Genomic DNA, 18,090 nt, shown 5'->3' on the forward strand with positions numbered 1-18,090 from the left:
CTATCACGACCGGCCGCTCATGACCAACGTCGAACTGTTTCATTACCTGCTGCTGTTGATCTGCGGCGCAGGTGCGCTCACGTGGCTCGCCGAACGCATCTCGATTCCACCGGCCGTCGTGCTGCTGCTCGGCGGCTGCGTGGTCGCGATCGCCGGCAGGCGCGTGCCCGACATGGACCCGGCGCTGCTGCTCGCGGCCGTGCTACCGCCGCTGCTGATGTCGAGCGGGTTCTACACCGCGTGGAAGGAATTCCGGCAGGAGCTCGCATCGATCGCGTCGCTCGCGCTCGGCGCGGTGGCGTTCACGACCGTCGCGGTCGCGGTGGCCGTGCATGCGGCCAACCCGTCGCTGCCGTGGGCCGCGTGCTTCACGCTCGGCGCGATCGTGTCGCCGCCCGACGCGGTCGCCGCCAAGGCGATCCTGCAGCGCCATCCGCTGCCCGCGCGGCTCGTCGCGGTGCTCGAAGGCGAAAGCCTCGTCAACGATGCGTCGGGCCTGCTGCTGTACCAGATGGCCGTATCGGCCGCGCTTGCCGTGTCGATCACGACCGCGAGCGCCACCGGCCTGTTCTTCTCGCTCACGCTGATCGGCATCGCGGTCGGCCTCGCCTGCGGCCATGCGATGTGCTGGGTGCTGCCGCGCCTGCGCGATCCGATGCTCGGCATCGTCGTGACCTTCGCGATGGCGTGGGGCAGCTACGGGATCGCTGAAGCCGTCGACGGCTCGGGCGTGCTGTCGGTCGTCACCTGCGGCCTGGTGCTCGGCGTGCGCCAGCATCGCGTGTTCGACGCCGACATGCGGATCAAGGCGAAGGCGACGTGGGAAGCGATCGTGTTCGTACTCGACGCGCTCGTGTTCATCCTGATCGGTCTCGCGCTGCACGCGATCCTCGCGCGCGTGAACCACGAAGGCGCGGTGCTGATGGCCGGCCTGCGCGTCGCGCTGCCTGCGACGGCCGCCGCGATCGGCGCGCGCGTCGTGTGGGTGTTCGTCGCGATGTGGCTGCCGGGCCGCCTGCGCGCGCCGCGCGCGGGCCACGCACCGTGGTCGTGGCGCGAGGCCATCGTGCTCGGCTGGTCGGGCATGCGCGGCGTCGTGAGCCTCGCGGCCGCGATCGCGTTGCCGAGCAACTTCCCCGGCCGCGACCTGATCCTGTTCAGCACGTTCCTGCTGATCATCGCGACGCTCGTCGTGCAGGGCGGCACGCTCGCGCCGCTGATCCGCGTGCTGAAGCTGCGCCCGGCCGCACGTCACACGATGTCCGAGCACGCGGTGCGCGCGCATACGTTCGGCGCGGCGCTCGCCGAACTCGATGCGCGCGAGCAACGCGGGTCGGATCTCGAACGCCAGTCGCTCGACCGCCTGCTCGCCGAATACCGCAACCGCGTCACGTCCAACGAACGCGCGCACCGGCAAGGCGCCGCACCGGCCGGCGTGCGCGCGCGCATGCTGCGCGTCGAACTCGAACTCGTCGGCGTGTCGCGCCAGGCGTTGCTCGACCTGCATCGCGACGGCAAGGTCGACGATGCCGTGCTGCACCGGATCGAATCGGAGCTCGATTTCGAGGAACTGCGGCTGCAGCGGCTGCTCGAACCGTAACGTCCGGCCCCGACGCCGGCCCTCCCCCTTTACCCTATGGAACTGCAATGAGCGAACTGTCCGTCGAAGCGAGCATCGGCTCGGTCGATTTCCTCGTCCACTTCAGCGACGGCGTGCACCAGTGGCGCGCCGACGAACCGGCGTCGCTCGGCGGCGGCGATGCGGCACCGACGCCCGTGGCGCTGCTGCTGTCGAGCCTCGGCGCATGCACCGCGATCACGCTGAAGATGTACGCGCAACGCAAGGGCTGGCCGCTCGCCGAAGTGCACGTGAAGCTCGCGCACGAATCGGGCAGCGCGGGCAGCACGATCGTGCGCCGCATCACGCTCGACGGCGACCTGACCGGCGAACAGCGCGAGCGCCTGCTGCAGATCGCGAACGCGTGCCCGGTTCACAAGATCCTCACGCATCCGGTCACGATCGACACGGCGATCGCCTGACGCTTTCCGCATCGACCACGAGAATCCCCACCATGTCCGCATCGATCAAGACCCTGCTCACGCCGCGCGAAAGCGACATCGGCAACCTCGTCGTGCGCCGCGTGCTCCCCGCGCGCGCCGCGCGCCTCGTCGGCCCGTTCATCTTCTTCGACGAAATGGGCCCGGCCGTGCTGCCGGCCGGCCGCGGCATCGACGTGCTGCCGCATCCGCACATCGGGCTTGCGACCGTCACCTACCTGTTCGACGGCTCGCTGATGCATCACGACAGCCTCGGCTTCCGGCAGAAGATCGTGCCGGGCGACGTGAACTGGATGACGGCCGGCCGCGGCATCGTGCATTCGGAACGCTCGCCCGACGAAGACCGTCCGCACGATCAGCCGGTGCACGGGATCCAGACCTGGGTCGCGCTGCCGGTCGAGCATGAAGACACCACGCCCGCGTTCGTTCACCACGCGGCCGACACGCTGCCGTCGTTCGCGCGCGACGGCGCGAACGTGCGCGTGATCGCGGGCACCGCGTTCGGGCTCACGTCGCCGGTCGCCGTGTTCTCGCCGACTCTTTATGCGTATGCGGAATTCATGGCGGGCGGGCAACTCGCGCTCGATGCAGAACACGACGAGCGCGGCGTGTATCTCGTCGACGGCGATCTCACCGTCGACGGCACGCCGCTCGCTCCCGCGACGATGGCCGTGCTCGAATCGGGCGCGACCGTGGCGCTCGCCAGCGCGAACGGCGCGCGCGTGATGCTGCTCGGCGGCGCACACCTGCCGGGCGAGCGGTTCATCGAATGGAATTTCGTGTCGAGCACGCGCGCGAAGATCGATGCCGCGCGCGCCGCGTGGGCCGATCAGACGTTCGGCAAGGTGCCGGGCGAAGAAAACGAATGGACGCGCCAGCCGGAGCGCAAGGCGCACTAGGCAATAGGCAGTTCGCCCGCAACGACGCGACGGCCGGCATGCATGCCGGCCGTCGTGCGTTTACGGCTTCAATCCCATCAATTTCGCGAGCGTCGGCCAGCGATCGAGCGACTCGATGAACGCGCGGCGCGCCTGTTCGTCGACATAGCGCTCGGGATCGAGCGCGGGCAGATGCCGCGCGAGACCGCGCACGTCGTTCGGCTGCGACAGGCGATCGCCGTCGCCATCGCCCGGGAGAATTACTGTTCGTCGATCCATACGCCATCCGGAGTTTTCACCGCGTAGCCCGCGGCCGTCTGCATCGTCACCGTGCCTTCGTTCTCGCCGACCATGCGCGTGCGCGGCAGGTCCGCCGCGTATTGCGCGAGCGTCGTGCCCGGCTTGAACGGGCTGTTCGACACCAGGTTCGACATCAACTGCGACAGCGCGAGGAAGCTGGCCGGCTGGTCGATCACGGTCGTCGCGCCATGGTTGCCCGCGAAGCCGACGAGCCGCACGCCGACCGGCCCGTGCACGACGCGCGGCGTCGGGATTTCGCGCAGGCCCGCGACCTGGTTCTTGTCGCCGCGCAGCGCGGCGCCGTGCTCGGGCACGAACACGATCACCGCGCGGCGGCCCGACTGCGCGATCAGGTCGGCAAGCCGGTCGAAATCGTTCATCAGCTTCGTCGCGCGCTGCGGGTACGAGTCGATACTCGTCAGCGAGCTGCCGACGACCCGGTTGCCGTCATGCAGGCTGATCGTGTTGTAGTACAGCGCGACCGGCCCCGGCACCGACGCGCGCTGCGCGTACCAGTTCGCGAGCGTCGCATAGTCGTCCTTGATCGCCGAACCGTCGAACGCGTGCATCGCGACGGGCGCGGCCGTGTTCGAGATCATCGGCGCATCGGCCACGCCGATGTTGTCGTGGATCACCTGCAGGAAGTTGTCGAAATGGCCGTCGTGGTTCAGCAGCGACTGCACCGAGTAGCCGGCGCGCGCCAGTTGCGAGAACAGGTAGCACTGCTGCTGCGCGGGCTTGTACAGGTCGGCATGCGCCTGCTGTCCGCAGCTCGCGCGCAGCACGCGGATCGCCGCCGGGCCGCTGTAGCTCGCGGCCGTGCTGAAGTTCGTGAACAGGTAGTCGAAGTGGTTCAGCATCGGATGGTTGCGCACCTTCGCCGCATCGAGGTCGTCCCACGACAGCGAGCAGACGTGCAGCACGATCACGTCGAACTGCGCGGCCGGATCGTTGCCGAGATGGCCGAACGCGACCTGCCGCTGCGACTCCTGGGCGCGGAACGTCGCGAGCGCCGCGTTGTGGTCCTCGGGCTGGTCGGCGCGCGTGGCACCCGTCAGGTTCGCCTGCTGCTGGGGCGGCGCGACGACGCGCGCCATCAACCCGCTGCCGGCCTGCCACAACGGCATCACGATCAGCACGGCCATCACGAACGTCGCGACGCGCAACCAGCGGTTGACGATGAAATAGACGATCAGCGCGCCGACGACCGTCAATACCAGCAACGGCGGCAGCAGGCGCGGCAGCAGCTCCATCCAGTAGTCCAGGCGGAACGTGCTCACTTCGCGCGCGGCGTCGACGAGACGCGCGAGCGGCGGCGCATGCATCTCGCGTGCGAGCAGCGGCACCGCGATCGCGATCGCCACGACCTGCCGGACGATGCGCCACGCGCGCTGCCGGATCGGCGCGCTCGCAACGAGTGCCACCGCGAACATGAGGTTCGCGAGCCAGAACGGCTGCAGGCGCCCGGTCGCGAACAGCGCGAACTTCAGGATGAAATACAGATTCCAGAACGTCATCTAACCCACTCCATGATGAGCGCCGCGTCAGTCGCGCGCCCGATCGAGTTTCGGCGCCAGCATGGCCAGCAGGCCACGCGCCGCACCCTTCCACATTCGCACATTGCCGTCCAGGCCGATACGCAACACCTCCTTCAGCCCGCCGAGCGGCGTGTCGAGGCGTTCGCCCTCGTGCCAGTCGAGCCAGGCATCCGCGCGGCCGAACGTGCACTGCACGAGCTGGCGCTCCTGTTCGAGCGTCAGTTCCTCGAAGCTCACGCCGACATGCGTCGGCGTCACGCGGGTCACGCGCACCGGGAACGGGAACGCACGATCGCCGCGCGTCACGCACACCGTCAGCGTGTCGCCGACGGCGAGCGGCAGGCCCGGCACCGCTTCGAGGCCGAGGCCGCCGGTCGAGTAGTCGCTCGTGAAGCATGCGGCCGTCGACCCGTCGGGCAGCATCAGCATGGCCGGCACGCGCATCGCGATCCGGTGCGTGACGCGCACCTGCTTGGTCTCGCGCGCGACGGCCAGCGCCGCGCCGAGCATCGCGAGGTTGTACACGGTCCAGCCGAGCGTGATCAGGATCGTCGACGCCTCGTCGCCCTGGTCGGCCACCAGCCGCCACAGGCCGGCGGCAATCGCGAGCACGTTCACCCCGAACAGCACGAGATACGGCTTCGACGTCGACCAGTCGACGTAGCCTTCGTCGATCTTGCCGCCCTTGTCGGTCACGTTGAACTTGCCGTGCTTCGGGCTGAAGAACGCGACCGTGGTCGGCAGCGCGATGTACCACGCGAGCACCGATTCGTAGACCTCGGCCCAGAACGAATGACGGTAGCGCCCCTGCATCCGCGAGTTCGCGACGTTCGCGAGCACGAGGTACGGGATCACGTAGCTCGCGAGCGCGAGCGACGACGCATTGATGAAGTACAGGTGGAAGAACAGGTACGCGAGCGGAATCGTCAGGAACACCAGCCGCGGAATCCCGTAGAAGAAGTGCAGCATCGCGTTGCCGTAGCAGATCCGCTGGATCAGGCCGAGCCCGCGCCCGAGGAACGGGTTGTCGATGCGGAAGATCTGCGCCATCCCGCGCGCCCAGCGCGTGCGCTGCTTCACGTGGCCGGCGAGGCTTTCGGTCGCGAGGCCGGCCGCCTGCACGGTCGGCAGGTACGCCGACGTATAACCGCGCCGGTGCAGCTTGAGCGCCGTGTGCGCATCCTCGGTCACGGTTTCCACCGCGACGCCGCCGACCTCTTCCAGCGCGGTGCGCTTGAGCACCGCGCACGAGCCGCAGAAAAACGTCGCGTTCCACAGGTCGTTGCCCGACTGCACGAGCCCGTAGAACAGGTTGCCCTCGTTCGGGATCTCGCGGAACGTGCCGAGGTTGCGCTCGAACGGATCGGGCGAGAAGAAATGGTGCGGGGTCTGCACGAGCGCGCACTTCGGATCGCGCAGGAACACGCCCATCGTCGTCTGCAGGAACGAGCGCGTCGGCACGTGATCGCAGTCGAAGATCGCGATGTATTCGCCGTGCGTCTTCGGCAGCGCGCGGTTGATGTTGCCGGCCTTCGCGTGGCGGTTATCGTCTCGCGTCACGTAGTCGATGCCGGCCTCGCGCGCGAACGCCTCGAATTCGGGGCGCTTGCCGTCGTCGAGCAGGTACACGCGCAGCTTCGCGCTCGGCCAGTCGATGCTCTGCGCGGCGAAAACCGTCGGCTTCACGACCGACAGCGGCTCGTTGTAGGTCGGGATGTAGATGTCGACGGTCGGCCAGGTGTCGGGATCGTCGGGCAGCGGTACGATCGGCCGGTCGAGCGGCCATGCGGTCTGCACGAAGCCGAGCAGCAGGATCATCCACGTATAGGCTTCGGCGCCGTACAGCAGGTAGCCGGCGATAGCCTCGACCGGGCTGCGGAAATCGAGCGTCTGCGTCGTGCGCCACCACACGTAGCGCACCGTCGCGAGCAGCGCCAGCGACGCGAGCGCGAGCGTCGGCAGATGGCCCGGCAGGCGGCGCAGCGCGAGTGCCAGCACCGCGACGATCGCGAAGAACGCGAACTGCGCGCCGGGCATCAGCGGCGACATCCCGGCCGCGGCCCAGAGCAGCGCGCCGGCCACGAGCAGCAGCGGTGCGAGCCAGCGGCGCCGGCCGACGCCATTCGCGCGTGCATCGAGCCAGCCGCCCCAGCGCACCCACGGCAGGCGTTCGAGCAACGCGTCGATGCGCCGGCCGACCGCGCGCACGGCCACGTAGACGGGCACGACGGTCTTGTCGAACCACGCAAGCGGATCGCGCGCGGGCCGGCCATCGGCTGCGCGCGGCGCGCGCACGATCGCGCGCCACAGCCATTCGCGCGGACTGAGCGGCTGCAGCACGCCCCAGTCGTGCGCGAGCCGCAGGAACGCGACGCGCACCCAACGGCGCACGTGATCGGGCCGGCCGGGCCGCGGCGCGTGGAAGAACAGCCGCACGAGCCAGTCGACCAGCGTGCGCTCGGCCGGCAGCCCGATGCCGCGTGCGCACCAGTCGGCCACACGGCGGCCGAACATGCGCAGCCGCGGCGCGAACGCGGGCTTCATCGCGCCGCTCCGGTGCGGCCCGCGGCGACGGCCGTCAGCCACGCATGAACCCAGTTCGCGATGCCGTTCAGGTCGTGCGACACCTGCGAATACGGCGCGTCGTCGAAGATCCAGCTGCCGCGTGCGAGCGCTTCGGGCACCGCCGCGTCGACGTGGATCCGCTGTTCGAGCATCGATGCCGGCCCCGCGACCGCGCGCAGCATCGCGAGCGCATCGCGCTGCATGTCGCGTGCCGGATTCAGCCGGTTCACGACGATCTGCAGTTCACCGGCGCCGGCCCGGAGCGCACCGAGCCGCGCGGCCGTCGTCGCGCAGGCGGTCGGCTCCGGCGGCACGACGACGAGCGTCAGGTCCGCGCGGCGGATCGCCTGCTCGGCCTGCGGCGACGGATAGCGTGCGGTGTCGACCAGCACGACGCCCTCGGCCGGCAGCGCAATCTCGTCCAGCGCGCGCGACAACCATGCGGGATCGGCCACGAGCCGCGCATCGCATGCGGCGGCATCGGCGGCATCGACTTGTCCGTACGGCACGAACAGCACGCCGTCGGCATTGCGCCACGTATGCGCATGCCACGGCTCGGCGCCGCCGAGCACGCTTTGCGCGAGGCCGTGTTCGGCCAGCGTGTCGAGGCCGAGCGTCGCGCCCATCAGGTTCTGCGCATCGAATTCGACGGCGACGACCGGCCGTCCGCGGCGCGCAAGCAGCACCGCGAGCGCGGCGGCAAGCGTCGTGCGGCCCGCGCCGCCGGTCGTCGACGTAATGGCGATCGTCTTCATCGTGCCGCCTTGTCGCCGCCAACGGAGCCGGGCAGCAACCGGCCGCGCAACGCGACCGGCACGAGTTCGCACGGCACGGCGTCGTGCCGGTCGATCCCGCGCGGCGCATGGAAGCCGCGGCCGATGCCGAGGTGCTGAGCGATGATCCACACCGGCACCGCGATCACGATGCCGCCAATGAAACCGATGACGAGTGCGGCAATCATGCGCGCTCCTGCTTGCGCAGCGGCATCGCGCTGCGGGTAGCGCCGCGCGCACGCGCGGCGGGAATGACGGGATGCGGCGCCGGTGCGTCGACGGCTTCGGCCGCCGGCGTCGCACCGATCGCCTCGAGCGCGACGATTGCATCGATTTCCGCGATCGCCTCGCTTGCTTCGGCCGGGCTCACGCCGAGCTCGGCGCCCGCGGGCGGCGTGCGCACGCCGCCGGCCGGGCGCGTCGCGGCGAACAGGTCACTGTAGTCGGCGATCGGCGTGCGGCGGTTCTCGGCCTTCAGCGCGTCGAGCTCGGTGTCGATGCTGCCCTGCCCGAGGCACACGACGCGATCGGACAGCGTGTCGACCGGCACGTCGAAGATCCGCGCGAGCGCATCGTCGGCGTCGACCGGTTCGCACGCGAACAGGAACACGAACAGATGTCCGGGGTCGGCCGTCACGACGTCGCCCGCGCGGCGCGGATGGCATTGCCGCAATGCGTCGACATGCGACACGCCAGGCAGCAGCGTGATCTTCGCGAGCGTGTGCGGCAGCGCGAGCACGGCGCCTCGATCGAGCACCGCGCGAATACGCAGGCAGAACGCGCCGACCGGCAGATAGCCGAGCACCGAATCGCCGAGTGCGGCCGCGAGCGCCGCGCGATAGTCAGGTGCGACGGGCCGCGCGTAGAGCTGGCCGCGCAGCGCATGCACGGCCGCCTGCATCCGCGAGACCGGCAAATCGCGCGCGACGACGCGGTTCGCGCCGACGCTCAGCACGAGCATCTCGAACTGCTGGCGCAGCACCTCGCCGCGTTCGACGACCGCGATCTTCAGCGCGCCGCCGCATTGCCGGCGCAACGCATGCACGTCCGCGCACAACGCTTCGAGCTGCGCATGCGAACGGAACGCGAGCACCGCGGTCGCGGCCTGGGCATGCGCGCACGCCGCGACGACGGCCGCGTTGTCTTCGACGATTTCCCAGTCGGCAGGCACGCGATTCGTGCCGTCGAGCACCGCGCGGCTGACGACGACACGATCCTCGTCGCTCGCGAGCTTCATCCGGTGCGCCGGTTCGGTCGCACCGCCATCGACGCTCGCGGACAGCCGGCCTCCCGGCGCAAAGCGCAGCGGCCGCACTTCCCCGGCCGCAAGCGTGTCGCCCGCCCGCCAGAAATCGACGATCCACAGCAGTTCGCCGTGCGTGCGCTGCAACTGCGCGACGCCCGAACAGATACCGTGGAAGCCGCTGCGCGGCGTGCGGTCCGCATCGCGCACGAGCGGCGCATCGTCGGTGCGCACGACGTCGCCTGCCCGCGCGGACTCGGGATCGAGCAGCAGCACGAGCGCGATCCGGCGTGTCCGGCACCAGTCGGCCAGTGCGTGCGCTTCATCCGCGAGCGCGACCGGGTCGTCCCAGCTGAACCAGCGCTGCGCGCCTTCGACGAAATACAGCGAACGCGCGCGGAAACCGTAGCGCTTCATCGCACGCAGGCCGCCGGTCAGCCGCGCGAACGGGCCCGGCGCCGCGCGGCGCGGCGCGTCGGCGGTTGCGCGCGCGCCATCGCCTTCGGCCGGCTCGGCCGCCGGCGGCATCGCCAGCACGTTCAGGTTGCGCGGCCAGCCGGCCGGCTGCGCGCCACCTGCGAAACCGAGCGATTCCATCTGGCCGGCGACGCGTGCCGCATCGCGCGCGAGCACGACCGTCACGTCGCGCGTACGTGCCTGTCGCGCGCTTTCCCAGACGAGCGCGTCGCACGCCGGCGTGCCGCCGGCCGCGTAGATCGCGTACAGGCCGCCCGCCTCCAGTTGCGTCCATGTGTCGGGCAGGCCGTCGATCGCGAGCCGGCTCAGCGGGCCGACGCGGCCGCCGGCCGGCCCCATGCGCAGCAACGCGCGCAAGCGGCCCGGCAAGCCGGCGGCGCCGAGCACGGGACGGGTGGCATCGAATTCCGTATTCACGCGTTCCCCTAGTAATCCGAATAAAGCCGTACCGGCGTCGGCGTGACGAGCCAGCTACGCTGCGCGCGTGCATCGAACGCATAGCGCAGGTACACGAGCGCTGAACTCGGCGCATAGTCGTGCGACCGGTCGATCTGCAGTTGCGCGCCGACGCTCAGGTGCGGATTCACGCGGTACTCGACGATGCCGTTGAAGCCGTACGAGAACGACACGCCGCGTGTCGAGCTGCCCGCGTACACGAACCCGGCCACGACCTGCTCGGCCCGCTGGCCCGAGAACGTCGGGTAGTACAGCGAATCCTTCTCGTAGCTGTTCGAGATCCCGCCCGTGAAGGTCAGGTCCCACGACAGCGCGTCGCGCCGCCCCGCCCATTCGATCGGCACGCCGAGCGACAGGTAGCGCTGCGGGCTGTAGTAACCGCCCTGCCCGTACGTGTAGTAGCGCAGGTTCTGCGCGTAGTGCCACGCACTGCCGACGAGACCGGTGTTGACCTTCATCGTCGCGCGCTCGTACACGGGCACCGTGAAGCCGGTGCGCAGCGTGACTTCCGCGTTGCGTTCGACATTGCGGCCGGACAGCACGCCCGCGCCGAGTTCCGCGAACAGGTTCGTGCGGCCGACGTCGACCGACGCGCGCAGGTTCACGCCGTCGCGGCGCACGCCGCCCCAGACCGCGCCCGTCCACGGGTCGCGCATCCCCGCGTACGACAGCACGCTGCTCGTTTCCGGCCGCCGCGACGCATTCACGGTGAAGCTCGCCGGGCCCGCGTCGAGGCGATAGCGTACGCCGCCGACCAGGTAATGCACGGGGAAGCCGAGCGGCGACGTGCCGAGATCGAAGCGCCATGCGTCCGTGCGATAGCCGGCGCCGAGCGCGACACCCGTCATCGACTGGTGCAGCGAGCCCGGCGGATTCGCGATCAGCGCGGCGGCCGGCTGATTCAACTGGAACGGAGGGGGCAGCCCGTTCTGTGCCCTGAGCGCCGCGTAGGTCCCGAACGTCTGCAGCGAATAGGCGTTCGGGTCGCTCGTGTCGAGCGTGCCCGGATCCAGATGGACGGTGTCGATCTGGGCGAACACATGCCCGTCGTAGCGGATCGGCATCTGCACGTAGATCGGCACCTGCTGCGCGCGATACGACGAAATGCCTTCGTCGCCCGACTTGTACGAGGGCATCCAGCCGGTTTCGATCTCCGGGTTCCGCCGCTGCTCGAGATCCGCGAACGCGGCCTGCGCGGGCGTCAGGCCGTCGCGGCCCGGGCTCACGCCCGCCGTGCGCTCCTGCGAACGCGACAGCCGGTACAGCGACGCCGCGTCGTCATAGCGGCCCTGTGCCTCGGCCACGCGCCCGGCCGCGACCGTCACGTCGGCGCGCTCCGGATACGCGGCATGCAGCCGTCCGGTCACCTGCGCGGCCTCGTCGGAGCGGCGCAGTGCGTTCAGGCGGCGCACGGCCGACAGTTGCGTGTCGACGTCGTCGTCCGGCGTGCGTGCGAGCACGGCCTGCACACGTGCGAGCGCCGCCGCACGGTTGCCGCTGTCCTCGTCGATGCGCGCGAGCGCGAGCTGCGTATCGGCGTCGTCCGGCGTGCGCGCGACGACCGGCGCGAGCGCGTCGCGCGCCGCACCGTAATGGCCCTGCGCGCGTTCGAGATCGGCCAGTTCGAGCGCGTAGCGCTTGTCCGCACGGCCGGCCGGGCTCGCGCGATCGAGCAGCTGGCGCGCCCGTGCATAGTCCTGCTGCGCGATCGCATCGTCCGTCTGCCGCAGCACGAGCCGCAGCGACTGGTCCTCGAGCCGCGCTGTCTGGGCGGGCGTCAGCGACGGTTCGCGACGCAGCGCGTCGAGCCACGCGGCGAGCGCATCGTCGCGCCCCGCGCTGCCGAGCAGATCGCCATAGCGCAGCCGCACGTCCGCATCGGCTTCGCGCGGATGCGCGACGATCCAGTCGTGCAGCGGCGCAAGGCCGCGCTCGGGTTCGCCCGCGTCGATCCATTGCGCGCCGATCGCGGCGAGCATGTCGGGATCGTCCGGCGCGCTGGCCTGTGCATGCGCGAGCGATGCCGCGAACGCGGCGCGGTCGCCGCGCCCAAGCGCGCCGCGCGCGTCGGCCAGCATGCCTTCGGCGTCGAGCTTGCGTGCGAGCGCGCGCATCCCGTCCGAACGGTGCGCGTCGTCGACGGGGGCCAGCGCGGCCTGCGCGCCCGCGATATCGTCGAGCGAATTGCGGTACAGCGCAGTCGCGTAACGCATCTCGGGCGTATCGCTTTGCGCGAGCCCGTCGTCCATCACCGTGCGGCCGAGCTGCGGCAGCCCCATGTCGCGATAGAGGCGCGCGAGCGCGAAGCGCGTCCACGGCGCGTCGGGCGCCGCGCGCACGGCCGCCTCGTAGCGCTGCGCGGCGGGCCCGCGTTCGCCCTTGTCCGCAAGCGCGCGCGCCTGGCTGGCGAGCAGATCGGCGCGCAGGCTGTCGAGCGCGCGGCGATCGTCGCGGCCCGTCACGCGCCCTTGCAGCGCGTCGAGCAGCGGACCGATCCGATCCGCGCGGTCGGTGTTTTCATACAGCGTCGCCGCGCCACGCACGGCCGACGGGCTCGGCGAACGCGCGGCCAGCAACTCGTGCAGCAACGGCTCCGCGCGCGCCCAGTCGCGCTGCGCGAGCAGCGCATCGGCAAGCTGCAGCTTCGCGTCCGGGCTGTTCGGCTGCATGGCAAGCGCCGCACGCGCCGCACGCTCGGCATCCTGCGGCCGACCCGCGGCAGCCGCCGCGCGCCCTTGCGCGAGCAGCCCCCAGAATTGCGCGGTACGCGCCAGGCTTTGCCACTTGCCGCGCTGGTCGGTCGCGAGCGTTGCCGCCCGCGCAAACAACGCGCGCGCCTCGTCGTGCCGCCCTTCGCGCAGACGCAACAGGCCGAGCCCGCCGACCGCGTCGGCGTCGTCGGCCCGCGCACGCGCGGCGCGGGCGAGCAACGGATCGGCGGCCGCCAGATCGCCGCGCTCGAGCGCCTGCAGGCCGCGCTGCTGCGCGATGTAGTCGGGATTGCGTTCGAGCCGGCGCTGCGCATCACGGCGGCTGTCCAGTTCGGCCACGCGGCCGCGGAATTCGGTGTCGTCCGGCACGAGCGCGAGATACGCGTGCAGCGCATCGAGATACGCGGGGTCGTTGCCGGTCGATTGCAGCACGCGCCGCCACAGCGACATCGCCTCCGTATGGTCGGCGTCGTCCCGCTTCGCGAGCGACCAGGCGATCCGGTTCGCTTCCGCACGCGTGTCGGCATGCTGGTTCAGCAGCCGTGCCAGCGCCATGGCCGAACCGGTGTCCTGCGGATCGGCCGCGATCGTGCGGCGCAGCGCGGCGATCGCCGATTCGCGCCCGCCCGGCGCATTCGCGAGGATCTCGTAATACTCGGCGCCGAGCGCGCCCGACGGTGCACCGTTCGGAAACAGCGCGACGATCCGCCGGGCCGCCTCGTCGGAGCGGCCGCTGCGCGCGAGCAGGCGGATCTGCGCCATCTCGCCGCGCCCGCTGGTCGCCACTCGGTATTCGTCGGCCACCCGCCGTGTGGCGGGCGCATTCGGCGACTGCGCCTGCAGGCGCGCGAGCGACGCCTGCGCGCCCTTCGCATCGCCCAGCCGCAACAGCACGCGGACCTGTTCGGCCAGCAGTTCGGGATCGCCCGGCGCGATCAGCAGCCCCTTGCGCAGCGCGTCGCGCGCGAGGTCGTCGCGATGCTTGACGCCCCACATCCGCGCGGTGTCGAGCTGGCGCTGCGCATCGGCGGAAGCGGATACTGCCCTCGCGGCAGTCTTCGGCATCGCCGTGTCGGATGCGGTGGCAGGTGCGGCCGCACACACCGACGACGCGAGCCACGCAAAGCCCGCGACATGCGGCGCGGCGCGTTTCAGCGGGCGGCGCACGAGCGGCCTCCCCAGCGCGTGTCGAGCGTGCCGTCCGCGCCGAACGTGTAGCGCCCGTCGCGCCAACCGAGGCCGAACAGCGTCAGCACGCTCGTGTAATAGCCGGGCGGCGACTGGCGCGCAAGCGTATCGACGCGGGCCGCCTGCGCATCCGCGAGCGCACGCTGGCCGCGCGCGTCGAGGAACGGCACGGCCGCCGCCGAAAACCCGCCGTTGCCGTCGTTCGGCCCCGCGACACCCGTCGTCGTATCGACCTTCTCCGGCGGCGCGCCATGCGCGGCAATGTAGTCGGCGAACGGCGCGAAGCGCGCGAGCAGCGGCGCGGCGAGCGGATCGGCACGGTCGAGCATGCCGGCCCACAAATACACGCGGATCGCGTTGTACGCGCTCTCCGCATGCGTCTCCGGATCGGGGCCAAAGCCCGTGCCCGCGCGATACAGCGCCCAGTCCGGCGAGAAGCCTTTCGGCGCGGTGTCGAGCAGCACGCGCCCGGTACTGGAGACCAGCGCGGCCCAGCGCCGGTCGTCGGGCAGGCGCGCGCCGAGCGCGCGGATCACCTGCGGCGGCGAATAGCTCGGATTCACGCGGAACTGGCCATTGGCGAGCTTGAAACCGGTCGGCCCCGGCAGCAGCGTGAGGCCGAGGCCCGGCACGCTCGCCGTCTCGTCGTCGAGCACGCGCTTCGCGAGCAGCGCGCCGCGTGCCGTATAGCTGCGCTCGTGCCACAGTCGTCCGGCCTCGACGAGTGCATACGCGATCCACAGATCGGCGTCCGACGCCGCGTTGGCGTCGAGCACGCGCCACGCGCCGTCGGGCGCCCGGCCCCACAGCCACGCCGGCAGGTGCGCGCTCAGGTCGCCCTGCGCGAGGTTGTTCTCGGTCCATGCGAGGATCGTGTCGAACATGCGCCGGTCGTTCGCGACCAGCGCGAAGAAAAGTCCATACGCCTGCCCCTCCGACACCGTGCGCGAATCGGCCGAGCCGACGTCGATCACGCGGCCGTCAGCCGAGATGAAATCGCGCTTGAACGCGTCCCAGCGCGGCCACGCCGCGCTGCATCCCGCATCGGGCGCGGTGGCGCCCGCGGCCTGCGCGCGCGTGGCCAGGCCAGCCGCCGCGCACGTCACCGCAAGCGCCAGCGCGAGTGTCGCGCCGACACGCCGCGCCGGCCGCGCTGCCCGTCGCTTCGTCATAACCCGCGCCATCCGTCACATCCCCCGTCGACGCGCGGCGATTCTCTGCAGCACGCTGAACACGCCGAGCGCGAGCAGCAGCCCCGCGACGACGCCGACCGCGCCGAGCGCAACCGGATGCCGTGCCGCATGCGTCCACACGCGTGCATACCACGGCACGAAACCGACCACGTAGGGCTCGCCGACACGAAGGCTGTCGACCTGCCCCGGCCGCACCACCGCGAGGTCGCCCTGCAGTTGCGACACGAGGCCAGGATTCTCGAACACGTTGAGCAGATCGCCGAGGCGCGGCTGATCGGTCGCCGTCAGCGCGACGACGCTGCGGCCGCGGCTGCCCGGCAGCTCGAACCCGGCGAGCGCCGCGAGCGGGCCCGTCTGTTCGATATGCGCGCCGCCGTCGGCAAGACCGACGCCGTTGCGCCAGCGCTCCTTCACCGTGAACGCGACGCGCGTGGCGCCGTCACCGCCCGCACCGCCCTGCTCGCCGAACGCGAGCGGCAGCGCCGAGCGCCAGCGCGCGAGCAGCGGCGACGCGGGCGAGCCGTCGATCACGAGCAGATCCTTGCTGCCCGCCAGCGCGGCCACGTCGCCCGGTCGCGCGACCTGCACGCGCAGCGCCGGGAAGCCGGTCCATTCGCCCATGTGGCCAAGCATCGTCAGGTAAGCCTCGAGCTCCTGCGGCGACGGCCGGTCGGGCATCACGACGGCCGTCTGCGACAGGTCGGCGAAGCGCGTGAACGGGAAGCCGCTGTTCGCGAAGAACGCGAGGTTCGGCAATTGCGCGTAGTGGACGAAGTGCGAGAAGTCGATCGTCGAATCGGGATCGATCGCCGCGCGCTGCGGCTCGGACGCCGTGCTCGAACAAAGCCCCGTCTTCTGCGAATCGAGCGTGAAGCGGAACTGCAGCTGGTTGCCGCTGCCGACGCGGAACGCCGGGATGTCGACATCGCTCGTCACGCGCCCTTCCGGTACCGACAGCAACGGCAGTTGCATGCGGCCGCGCGCGTCCTCGGCGTGGGCCGGCCCGAGCCGGTACGACTTCACGAGCTGGTCGTTGATCTCCACGGCGAGCGTCGAATTGTCCTGCACGGTCGGTGCCGTATAGCGATAACGCAGCGTGATCGGCACGCCCGCGCCGTTCCACGAATGGAGATCGGCCGGCACGCGCAGGTTCAGGCGGATCGCGTCGGGCGTCGTGCCGCGCGCTTCCAGCTCGCGCGGATCGTTGACGAGCTCGCGGAACGTGATCGGCCGGTTCACCGGCAGCCAGCGCGGCGCGTCGTACGGCTTGCGCGGCGCGCCGAGATCGACGTGCGCGACCGTGGCCGCCGGCCCCGACAGCGCCGCGCGGCCGAGCACGAGCGTCGCGACCGCGTCGTCGACCTCGGCCGCCGTGCGGCCCGTGACGACCAGCAGCTTGCGTCCCGGCGCGGCCGGGTTGTCGGCAACCGCGAGCAGCGGGCCGCTGACCGACGGCAGCGCGAGGCCGGCCGGCAGCGTCGCGGCCGTGCCGACCACCACGGCCTGGTCGTCGGCCGGCAGCCCGGACGACACCGGGAAGCGCGCATGCCGGTAGTCGGCCAGCGCGCCGAACCACGACGCGAGCACGCCCGCGCTGCGCAGCGTCGCCGAATCGGGCGTGGCCGGCAGCACGAACGGCAGCCGCACGCGGCCGTTGTCGCGCCGGTCGAAGAACGGCGCGGGAAGCAGCGCGAGATCGTTCGGCAGGCGTATCGGCGATTCGTCGAGGATCAGCTCGCTCGTCGGGCTCACGTCGGCCCACAGCGCGGAGTTCGAAGGATCCTCGCAATGGTCGAGCGTGTAGTGCGCGATCAGGCGCAGGCCGATCTGGTTGAAATCGGAGAAGTAACGCGGATCGATCGGGATGTCCTGTGTGACCGTGCGGCCCGCGCGCGCGGCGTCGAACGGGACGGTTGCGATCACCTCGCCGTTCACCGACACCTTCAGGTGCGACATCGGGAACACCAGCGACGGCGAATACGCGTAGGTCAGGCGCAACCGCGCGCCCGTCACCACACGGTCGAGCCGTACGCCCGCGTTGATCGTGCGCGCGTCGTCGGCGCCGCGCAGGCGCAGCGGATCGAACGCGCCAAGCGATGCGAACGGCAGATGCACGGTCGTCGCCGGCAAGCCGGCGGACGAGGCGCTGGCCGCGGCCGGTGCAGCCGCGAGCGCCGGCGCCGACGCTTCAGCGAGCCCGGCAGCCGACGCGGCGACCGGCACCGCCGGCATCGGCGCGGCCGACAACGCGGCCGTGTGGAAGGCGCCAACCATGGCGGCCGACAGGGCGAGCAGCGACGCGGCCGGCTTCATGCGCCCCTCCGTTTAGTCTTGTTGATCCGGTCATCAAGCACGTCGGAACCGACGCGCGCTAAGCAGCTATGCCCGTGAGTGCACATCCCCACTGCTTCCCCTCATATGGCGAACTGGCCTGATGCATTTATCGAAACAACGCGGCGAATTCTTTAATGGCCGTCGTCGTGCTGCGCGCACCTGGCACGGGCGCGCACCCATTCGTCACACTATCTCAAAAATAGGACAAAACTTACGCGAATTCGTGACGATGAAGCGAAAAAAACCTCAATCCTGTCGGAAATACTGCACGAGAGGGACGAATGGTAAGAATTGCGCCGTTGTCGCCGAACGGGCCGAACGGCATACTGCCGGCGCGGCGCGGCGCGGCGCGGTGCGGCTGGCTGGCGGCGATCCG

12 protein-coding genes are annotated in these 18,090 nt (G+C 70.8%); 3 read left to right on the forward strand and 9 right to left on the reverse strand.

Going from position 1 to position 18,090, the window contains the following annotated elements; translation table 11 throughout:
- Positions 1 to 19: 19 nt before the first annotated feature.
- Genes U5809_RS26090 through U5809_RS26100 form a run of 3 tightly spaced genes read left to right on the forward strand, consistent with a single transcriptional unit; the run spans position 20 to position 2,957 of the window.
- Complete coding sequence (locus U5809_RS26090) at positions 20 to 1,600, forward strand: sodium:proton antiporter (RefSeq protein WP_322088622.1); 1,581 nt, start codon at positions 20 to 22, stop codon at positions 1,598 to 1,600.
- A 47-nt stretch (positions 1,601 to 1,647) separates the two neighbouring features.
- Entirely contained in the window at positions 1,648 to 2,040 is a 393-nt protein-coding gene (locus U5809_RS26095) for an OsmC family protein (RefSeq protein ID WP_322088623.1), read from the forward strand.
- A 32-nt stretch (positions 2,041 to 2,072) separates the two neighbouring features.
- Positions 2,073 to 2,957 carry a pirin family protein gene (locus U5809_RS26100; protein WP_322088624.1) on the forward strand — a complete coding sequence of 295 codons (885 nt, stop codon included), beginning with the start codon at positions 2,073 to 2,075 and terminating at the stop codon, positions 2,955 to 2,957.
- Positions 2,958 to 3,017: 60 nt separating this feature from the next.
- Here the strand turns inward: U5809_RS26100 and U5809_RS26105 are convergent, their stop codons facing one another.
- The 9 genes from U5809_RS26105 to bcsB are packed head-to-tail and all read right to left on the reverse strand — an operon-like array spanning position 3,018 to position 17,693.
- A complete protein-coding gene (locus U5809_RS26105; protein WP_322088625.1) occupies positions 3,018 to 3,215 on the reverse strand; it encodes a hypothetical protein in 198 nt (65 codons plus the stop codon).
- Positions 3,197 to 4,753, reverse strand: a complete 1,557-nt coding sequence (gene bcsG / locus U5809_RS26110) for a cellulose biosynthesis protein BcsG (RefSeq protein WP_322088626.1) — start codon at positions 4,751 to 4,753, stop codon at positions 3,197 to 3,199. The genes U5809_RS26105 and bcsG overlap by 19 nt, the downstream gene beginning before the upstream one ends.
- Positions 4,754 to 4,780: 27 nt before the next feature.
- Positions 4,781 to 7,318: a UDP-forming cellulose synthase catalytic subunit gene (bcsA, locus tag U5809_RS26115; RefSeq protein ID WP_322088627.1), complete on the reverse strand. Its 2,538-nt coding sequence runs from the start codon at positions 7,316 to 7,318 to the stop codon at positions 4,781 to 4,783.
- Positions 7,315 to 8,094, reverse strand: a complete 780-nt coding sequence (bcsQ, locus tag U5809_RS26120; protein WP_176047085.1) for a cellulose biosynthesis protein BcsQ — start codon at positions 8,092 to 8,094, stop codon at positions 7,315 to 7,317. The genes bcsA and bcsQ overlap by 4 nt, the downstream gene beginning before the upstream one ends.
- The gene (locus U5809_RS26125) at positions 8,091 to 8,300 is read right to left on the reverse strand and encodes a hypothetical protein (protein ID WP_322088628.1); all 210 of its coding nucleotides are present in this window, start codon (positions 8,298 to 8,300) and stop codon (positions 8,091 to 8,093) included. Before U5809_RS26125 ends, bcsQ begins: the two co-directional genes overlap by 4 nt.
- Complete coding sequence (gene bcsE / locus U5809_RS26130; RefSeq protein WP_322088629.1) at positions 8,297 to 10,249, reverse strand: cellulose biosynthesis protein BcsE; 1,953 nt, start codon at positions 10,247 to 10,249, stop codon at positions 8,297 to 8,299. The genes U5809_RS26125 and bcsE overlap by 4 nt, the downstream gene beginning before the upstream one ends.
- A gap of 8 nt (positions 10,250 to 10,257) precedes the next feature.
- Positions 10,258 to 14,166, reverse strand: coding sequence for a cellulose synthase subunit BcsC-related outer membrane protein (locus U5809_RS26135; RefSeq protein WP_322088630.1), 3,909 nt, complete (start codon positions 14,164 to 14,166; stop codon positions 10,258 to 10,260).
- Positions 14,151 to 15,371, reverse strand: coding sequence for a cellulose synthase complex periplasmic endoglucanase BcsZ (gene bcsZ, locus U5809_RS26140; RefSeq protein ID WP_322088631.1), 1,221 nt, complete (start codon positions 15,369 to 15,371; stop codon positions 14,151 to 14,153). Before bcsZ ends, U5809_RS26135 begins: the two co-directional genes overlap by 16 nt.
- A gap of 3 nt (positions 15,372 to 15,374) precedes the next feature.
- Positions 15,375 to 17,693 (reverse strand): cellulose biosynthesis cyclic di-GMP-binding regulatory protein BcsB, encoded by a 2,319-nt coding sequence (bcsB, locus tag U5809_RS26145; protein WP_322088632.1) that lies wholly within the window; start codon positions 17,691 to 17,693, stop codon positions 15,375 to 15,377.
- Positions 17,694 to 18,090 lie beyond the last annotated feature (397 nt).

Origin of the sequence: Burkholderia sp. BCC1999 (genome assembly GCF_905339975.1) — a bacterium.
In the GTDB taxonomy this organism is placed as follows: Bacteria; Pseudomonadota; Gammaproteobacteria; order Burkholderiales; family Burkholderiaceae; genus Burkholderia.

Excerpts from the sequence above, each read along its gene's own strand:
- bcsG (WP_322088626.1), bottom strand. The coding sequence starts at position 4,753 with ATGACGTTCTGGAATCTGTATTTCATCCTGAAGTTCGCGCTGTTCGCG.
- bcsB (WP_322088632.1), bottom strand. The coding sequence starts at position 17,693 with ATGAAGCCGGCCGCGTCGCTGCTCGCCCTGTCGGCCGCCATGGTTGGC.
- U5809_RS26095 (WP_322088623.1), top strand. The coding sequence starts at position 1,648 with ATGAGCGAACTGTCCGTCGAAGCGAGCATCGGCTCGGTCGATTTCCTC.
- bcsA (WP_322088627.1), bottom strand. The coding sequence starts at position 7,318 with ATGAAGCCCGCGTTCGCGCCGCGGCTGCGCATGTTCGGCCGCCGTGTG.
- bcsQ (WP_176047085.1), bottom strand. The coding sequence starts at position 8,094 with ATGAAGACGATCGCCATTACGTCGACGACCGGCGGCGCGGGCCGCACG.
- U5809_RS26100 (WP_322088624.1), top strand. The coding sequence starts at position 2,073 with ATGTCCGCATCGATCAAGACCCTGCTCACGCCGCGCGAAAGCGACATC.
- bcsZ (WP_322088631.1), bottom strand. The coding sequence starts at position 15,371 with ATGGCGCGGGTTATGACGAAGCGACGGGCAGCGCGGCCGGCGCGGCGT.
- U5809_RS26090 (WP_322088622.1), top strand. The coding sequence starts at position 20 with ATGACCAACGTCGAACTGTTTCATTACCTGCTGCTGTTGATCTGCGGC.
- U5809_RS26125 (WP_322088628.1), bottom strand. The coding sequence starts at position 8,300 with ATGATTGCCGCACTCGTCATCGGTTTCATTGGCGGCATCGTGATCGCG.
- U5809_RS26105 (WP_322088625.1), bottom strand. The coding sequence starts at position 3,215 with ATGGATCGACGAACAGTAATTCTCCCGGGCGATGGCGACGGCGATCGC.